The following is a 7,677-nucleotide window of genomic DNA, read 5'->3' as shown; positions in this document are numbered from 1 at the left end:
ACCTGAACAGTTTAGAAAGTTATTAGAGGAACTCTAACGAAATCCCCGGGGGTCTATTATACAATTTAAAGAGGATAATGGGGCATCTCTGGTTAAAATGTGTATGCTGTTTGAGACGGGGATGTAGCTAGCGGGGTTCGTTATCCAGGAAACTGGGCTCATCACTCGGGCTCTTGAAATGCCACCCTGGTTTTTATAGTACCAAGACATATTTGCTAATTGAAATGGGATTGTGGTTCTTCCAGCATGTTCCTACAGTTATTGTATTCGCAAAACCCTCGTGATAAGGCTTTGATTTTTATTTCTTATGTTTCAAAAAAAAGGAAAATGTTTGGTTTTCTCTTTTTTTCCAAAGAATACTTAAAGATAGAGGAATTTAAATTTTAGATGATTCTCTTTGATTTTAGATAGATAAGAAAGAAATACTTGCACCCTCACTGTGATTCTACTCCACAATGGAGAGGAAGAAAAAAACTAATTAGTATGGGTGAGAATTAATTTGAAATAAAAAATGCTCTCCACTTTGGTAGGGGTGATAAAGAATAATGTTAAAGAGATAATAAATACATCTCATTCCATCTTCATTTTACCAAAGGGAGAGACTTATTCATGGTTATTTGAATATTTCTGGTGATATAAATCTGGTTCTAAAAACATTGGCAATCTAAATTCTAAGCAGAACTCAAAACGTAACATTATTTTTAAAAAATCGGGTTTAATTTGTTTCTGAAATTAATGATTTAATTAGTGCTAAACAAAAACTAAAATTTGATATAAATCATAAAGTATTTATTGGAAAGAACTAACCTAGCTTTTCTCCTTCCCATCATCTTGTCCATAATAGGAATGAGAAAAGTTCATTAAGATGGTAATCGTTCTGACCATCTGGTTAAATAATTCCCGACTAATCTTATCCCTGTATCCAACAGAGAAGATAATATTCCTAAAAGCAATATACCAAGCATGATGTTTTCTGTTTTCAAAGTTCTTCTCGCTAACATAACAACATACCCAATACCTGACTGGGCTCCCATATATTCTGCTGCAATTGCTAATGAAAAGGAGAGGGCAGATGCAACTCTTAATCCAGCAATAATATGTGGGATAATAGCAGGCATAATAATAGTTTTATAAATTGAATTGTTTCTTGCGCCTAAGGTTTGAGCCGCTTTTACGTAAATCGGGGGTACATTTCGGATTGCTTCAACAGTATTTACAATCATGACCAAAGCGCAACCAACTATAATCAATAAAATTTTCCCTAAATCTCCAATCCCAAACCAAAGTATAAAGAAAGGTATGGTAGCAATTGGTGGTACAGGTCTTGATGACTCAACCAATGGATTTAAATATTTATTAACAGAAGGATTTAAACCCATAAATAAACCAAAGCCAATACCAGCAATGCTTCCAACCAAAAATCCAGTTAAAACTCTAAACATAGTGGCGCCAATATGGTTAAGAACTGTAAAACGAAGCTCATAAAAAGCATTAATGACCATTAATGGTGTTGGGAATTTAATTGGTGGAATAAAATATTTGGTTAAAAAATACCAACATATAATAAATATAGCAAAAGATACTAATGCAGGTATCCAGCCGTTTGTTCTTTTTTTACTTTCTTTTTTCTGTATTCCACCCTTTATGGACTGTGAACTCAAACTCATTTTCTTTTCTCCCGTAATATACTTGATTAAATTATGAATTCAATTGGATTTCGATATACTCACCTATGCAGCAGCGATTCAAAGGTGGCATTTTATTGGTTATTCATAAGATTGCTCTTATCCAAAGAAATGCCACCTTAAATTTTGGCTTCAATTAAACACTTTGAGAATTTTTTCTTTTACCAATTTATCTCATTTCGGAACCTAAGGACAACTTAGGTATGATCTTGAAAATGATCAATCATTTTTTTTCTAAGTTTGACAAATTCATCAGAAGTTTTTAGTCCAATGGGCCTCGGTCTCTCGAATTCAATGTTTTGAATATAATCAATCTTCCCCGGTCTTGGACTCATAATAATAACTCTATCTCCAAGAAAGAGAGCCTCTTCAATATCATGAGTAACAAACATAATGGTTTTTGGTTTTTGAATCCATAGACGCTGCAATTCCAGTTGAAGTTGTTCTTTGGTAAGGATATCCAAGGCGCCAAAAGGTTCATCCATTAATAATATTGCTGGATCATTCGCATAAGCCCTGGCTAAGTCTACTCTTTTTCTCATGCCACCTGATAACTGTTTAGGCCATGCATCTTCAAAACCTTCCAAGTGTACAAGATTTATAAAATAGCTTACTGTGTCATCAATTTCTTTTTTGCTTTTTCCTGCGACTTTAAGTCCATAACTTATATTTTGTCTAACTGTCATCCATGGGAATACTGCATCACTTTGAAAAACAACGGCTCTATCTGCACCTGGATTTATCGGTTCGGTACCATTGATTAAAACTCTTCCGGTATCATGAGAAAGTAATGAAGATATAATGAAAATAAGAGTTGATTTTCCACAGCCAGAGGGACCCATCAAACAGATAAATTCACCATCAGAAACTTCTAAATTAATATTCTCAAGTGCTCTTACTTCTCCAAAATCACCCTGAAAGTTTTTATATAACGATTCAATTTTTATTATTGATTTTTTTTCTGCGATAGCTGGTGACATTTTAGCCTACGATTCCATTAGGATATTTTTCCCAGAAAGAATAATCATGTTGAGGAATGACAATATCAGCATATTTTTCAATTCTTTTGTATCCTTCTAGCACGTCTTTTAAATTAAAGAAACAACCCATTGGCCATTTATATTCAAAGTTTTTATAAGTAAGACAAGAATCGCTGGTTAAAACGGCCAAACCATCTTTTGTCTCAATGGCAACTGCCATCAAACCGGGAGTATGCCCACCGAGCTTCCAAATTTCTATGCCTGGCTCAATAACCATATCACCATTTATAGCTTCAATTTTGTCTATGATGCTTAGAACGTGATGAGAAAATTCGGGGTAATAAAAATCAAAGGTCCCATAAGCTGGAGGGGTTAACGCCAATGGTATTTCTTCATCCTGGACAATGAACGTTGCATTTTTATAAGCGCTAGCATTGGCAAAGTGATCCAGGTGTAAATGGGTTAAAATGACGATATCAATATCTTCGGGAGTAACATTGAATCTAGCTAAAAATTTATTGATATCATGTTCTGGTTTCTTGATATAAAATTGGGGATCGTTGTATTTACTAAAAGCAGTGTTGCATTCTTTGACATTTTCTTCGCTAATCCCTGCTTCAACCAAAATTCTTGATTTTGCTCCTTCAATGTACCATATTGGAGCAGGATTACTACATCCCTCACCGCTCATTCCGTTTGGCAAAACAACTTTTTCTCTATAAGTTGGAGGAAGAAGATTTTCTCTTGGAATTTTGGCATTAATACCTGAGTGCAGCAACATAACTTCTAATCCTACGATATCCATATGAACTGTGTTAAAACCATGAATCCTCAAAGACATTTGGTTGCCTCCTAAAGAATTTATGTTTTTTTGAGGGATAACATCAATGTCAATGTTATCCCTCGTATATTATTTATTACTATTCTTTTTCTTATCCTTTAGGTCCATATTTATCTAAAACATCAAGAAATAGTTGATCATAAATAAAGTGACCTTCAATTGGTACTCTTTCCTGGATCATTCCTCTTTCAATTAAATAATCATTTACTTTCTCCCATCTTTCAGTTTGTGAATATCTTGGGAGTTTCCCTGTTAACCAGGAGCTTTCAACGCCAAGATTACCTTCAATTGGTCCAATCCAGTATCCCCATTCAACTAAGCTCGAGGGGAAAGCTTGCCACTTATCGAAAATATCAATAAAATCTTGGGGTGTCATTCCAGCAGCGGTATTTTTGTTTAGCTCTCCAGAAATAAACTCTGCAGCTTCATTCAAATGTACGCTCATATATTGGCAGGTCTTTATATAAATATGGAAAAGTTTTACTAAGGTATCCCAATTTTCTTCAGCGTATTTTTTTGTTACGGCCATCATGGGAGCACAAACAACACCACCTCCAATGTCAGCTACAGTGATCATCTCTTTCATGCCATTCTTCAACGCTGCCATTCTTTGAGGAATACCTCCAGCAAAGAAATCTCCAGTCCCAGCAATAAAAGCAGTGACGCCTTCGTCTGGTTGCATATCGATCATGTTAATATCGTTATCAAGGTCAAGACCTGCAATTTTTGCTAAACTCCAAATTGGCATTTCCTGATCAGTACCACGCATCGCAATTCCAGTTTTTGATTTTAATTGGGCACCGGTTAATTCTAATGCTTTATTTGGATCTCCAACTTCACTTAAAATTTCTTGATAACTTTTTAAATCGCTATCTGGTTTTATCATGATTGAAAATCCGTGGTGAAAAACATGGAATGGAAATGCCATAACTAAATCAGGATAACTTTTATAGGCTGCAACATAAACGGCACTTTCTGTTGGTCCAATATCAAGTGCATTTGCAGCTAATGCTTCATGAACATCGGGGAAAAATAACAGTTGCTCGAATACTGGTTCGATTCCCTCTTCTTCATAATAACCAAGATGATCGGCTAAAATAAAGGGATAAGAGTCTTGGTAAGGAATAATACCAATTCTTACTTTCTCAAGACCGAAAGATGCTGTTCCTAGTAGGAGTACAAACATTGTCATTATTAAGAAAGTCAAAAATAAACTTTTGAGATTGCTTTTCATTTAGCTTCCTCCTTTTAAAAACCTGATATCTGGGTTTAAAAAAAAATTTTAGAATAAATCACCATACCAGCTTACTAAAGATGAAGAATCTCCCCATTTGCTCCATTGTTGTACAACTTCAATCATTTCATCAGTTTTAAGCGCCTCTTCCCAAGCTTCATTACTTAAAACCTTAATGATTTCAGCAAATTGATAATTTACACCTTTGTCGTTTTTCTTTAATTCAACAACCTTAAGACTGTATACTCCCTTTTGTGATGGTGCAGTTCTCTGGTCTACTTTCTTGGACCATTTCTTGAATTCTTCAGCGTCTGCTCCTGGTTTTAGATTGAATAAATTGATAATGACCTGCATTTGCTTCATCCTTTCAATATATTATTGTTATCGTTTTCAATAATAAATAAAATTTATTTGCCTCCTTTCCTCTATATTTAGATATATTTTCTACTAATTCCCTTTTTAATAATCTTATTTTACAAAAATATTATATACATATATTGCAATCGTCGTCAATTATTTTTGAATTTTTTCTCTAGATTTTAAAAAAACCTTAATCATGAGTAACAAGTAAGCATTTAAACTATAAAATTAACAAAAATGATGTGATTGCCGGGCTAAAAATGAAGTTTAACAAGAATATAAAATCTTGTCATTTTGAAATAAATATGACGTTCTACCAAACAAAGAAGGAATTTTACTTTTTTCTTATAGCTTTAAAAATCAGCTTGAATGAGTAAATGCAGAAAATATTTTTTAATATTTTTTCAATTATCATTATTGTCTTATATGGTTATATCGCAAACCGATTTTCGTTCAGATATCCAAGGTATAAGACGAATAGTTTGGTACTGCCAATTGAGGGGGTCATTAATTTCTCTGAGGAGTAACTCAAAAACCTGTTTCCCAAGTTCATATTGTGGTTGATTTACCGAAGTTAATGGAGGATTTAAAAAAGGACAAATAAAAGTATCATCATATCCAATAACAGATAAATTTTCAGGTATTTTAATTCCTAAAGTTGGAGCAATCTCATAAATTGATAATGCAAAAATATCACCAACACAAATTATGGCTGTATAACCTAATGCCTTTTTTTTGCTAAGCAATTGATAAGTAGTCTCGTATAAAGTTTTTTTATCGGTCTTTTTTAGCGTAAATACTAAATTTTTTCTATATTTAATTTTAAATTCTTTTAATGCTTGCCGATAACCTCTCTCCATCTGTTCTCCGGGTGGTACAAAGCCTTTTTCATAATTATAATAAACAATATTTTGGTGACCACGTTCAATGAGATATTTCACCGCAATATAAGCGCCATATTGCTGATCGGCATAAATACAATTAACATGAAGGTTGTAAGCAGGAAAATCTACAAAAACAAACGGTATGCTTCTTTTTTTCAGAGTTGGAACTTTTTTCGTTATTAACATAGTAGGGAATATTATTAATCCACCAATTTGCTTACTTAGTAGAAGATCTAAGTACTTGGCTTCCTTAACAGGGTCGAAATCTGAATTACAAAGAAGGAGGTTGTAACCATTTATATTTGCATAATCTTCTATCCCCCTGGTTACGTATGCATAAAAAGGATTCTGAATTTCTGGGATAATTAATCCAATATCCTGACTTTTCTGCACTCTTAAGTTTTTTGCATGAATATTCGGATAATAACCCAATTCCTCAGCAATTTGACGTATCTTTTTTCTTTTTTCTTCATTAACATGGGGATAATCAGATAAAGCTCTTGATACGGTTGAATCGCTTACACCAGCTATTTTTGCAATATCTTTTATTGTTGATCTATTAATCATGGAATAAACTCCAATAGCTACAATCGTTTTCAACAATTATAACATATAATATGAATTGAGTGAACCCTAAAGGCTTTTCATATAATATTAAAAAGAATACGAAGCAAATCCCCGGGGTCTAACATGCAATTTAAAGATGATAACGAGGTAAACAGAATTTGTAAGGGCCAGGTCTTGATTCTTGAATTATTAGTTTATTTGGTAGCTTAAATATCCAGCATTTGGCAGGTTTTACTCAAGCACTCTGTATTAAATCTGTTGTATAAACTTGAATTTTTTAAACCAAAAATTTCTTTCAAGAAAATCCAAAAGATGACAATGATGGATGATTTCAATAAATCAGGAACGTTTGGACGACCTCGACACTTTTCAGGAAGGGGTTGGTTTCAGTCATCGCAATCATGATAGATATAGGTATTCACACTTGAAGTTAAAAATTGGGAGGGGGATATTAGACGATACTACCGGTAAGACTCTCCATCCACCTTCTTCATCGGGTAGGGTCCATCGATAGGAAAATTAGGGAACGCATTTTTCATTGCTTCTAACAAATTCTTAAGTACAGTAGAATCTTTTGCATCCCATTCACACAATATTTTTGCCACATCCCCCTTATCATCCAGTTGAACCCAGCTGCTAACCCAGTAGGCATCTGCGCTCGAATGAGATTTCGCTACTTTGGCAACTGCTTCGGCTTGAGCCATTGGTACCGGAGTTGGCAATGCATGAATAATTAGATATTTTGCCATTTGAAATCACCTCCTTTCATGGTTTATTGAAAGATATGGACTTCAGCTCTGTGTAATTCGTTGGATTTTTTAACCAATCTATTAAGAAACATTTTTAAATTCATTAATTCGATTGGTTTGTAATTGATTGGCAGTGAGTTCTTTTAATAATTTTTCTTAAAGCAATAATAACAATAATGTTATGAGTTTTGGAGAAATAGTAGAGTAGTATGATTCTATTTTATTACAATATTTTTACACCGCAATAGCTATAACTAAAAATATACTAATATCTTCAAATCCTCGAAGAATTTCGTCTGCTGTGAGATGAATCTTATCCACCCCTATTGTATCTACGTCCATGCTCATCAAATTCAATGTAATCCTGGGGGTCTATT

The 7,677-nt window shown here is 33.7% G+C and carries 7 protein-coding genes; all 7 read right to left on the bottom strand.

Annotated elements, in window-relative coordinates:
* Window positions 1-860 precede the first annotated feature (860 nt).
* A complete protein-coding gene (locus PLK24_RS06075) occupies window positions 861-1,667 on the bottom strand; it encodes an ABC transporter permease (protein ID WP_324477294.1) in 807 nt (268 codons plus the stop codon).
* Between the two features lie 215 nt (window positions 1,668-1,882).
* A complete protein-coding gene (locus tag PLK24_RS06070; RefSeq protein WP_324477292.1) occupies window positions 1,883-2,665 on the bottom strand; it encodes an ABC transporter ATP-binding protein in 783 nt (260 codons plus the stop codon).
* A gap of 1 nt (window position 2,666) precedes the next feature.
* Entirely contained in the window at window positions 2,667-3,506 is an 840-nt protein-coding gene (locus PLK24_RS06065; protein ID WP_324477290.1) for an N-acyl homoserine lactonase family protein, read from the bottom strand.
* A 91-nt stretch (window positions 3,507-3,597) separates the two neighbouring features.
* Window positions 3,598-4,740, bottom strand: coding sequence for an ABC transporter substrate-binding protein (locus PLK24_RS06060; RefSeq protein WP_324477287.1), 1,143 nt, complete (start codon window positions 4,738-4,740; stop codon window positions 3,598-3,600).
* Between the two features lie 48 nt (window positions 4,741-4,788).
* Entirely contained in the window at window positions 4,789-5,094 is a 306-nt protein-coding gene (locus PLK24_RS06055; RefSeq protein ID WP_324477285.1) for a RedY/HapK family protein, read from the bottom strand.
* Between the two features lie 428 nt (window positions 5,095-5,522).
* On the bottom strand, window positions 5,523-6,551 hold the full coding sequence (locus PLK24_RS06050; RefSeq protein WP_324477283.1) for a LacI family DNA-binding transcriptional regulator: 1,029 nt from the start codon (window positions 6,549-6,551) through the stop codon (window positions 5,523-5,525).
* 461 nt (window positions 6,552-7,012) lie between these two features.
* Window positions 7,013-7,300, bottom strand: coding sequence for a hypothetical protein (locus tag PLK24_RS06045; RefSeq protein WP_324477281.1), 288 nt, complete (start codon window positions 7,298-7,300; stop codon window positions 7,013-7,015).
* Window positions 7,301-7,677: the final 377 nt, after the last annotated feature.

The sequence above is a fragment of the Atribacter sp. genome (assembly GCF_035418125.1).
Taxonomy (GTDB): domain Bacteria; phylum Atribacterota; class Atribacteria; order Atribacterales; family Atribacteraceae; genus Atribacter; species Atribacter allofermentans.
This window is presented reverse-complemented; position numbering and strand designations above follow the sequence as displayed.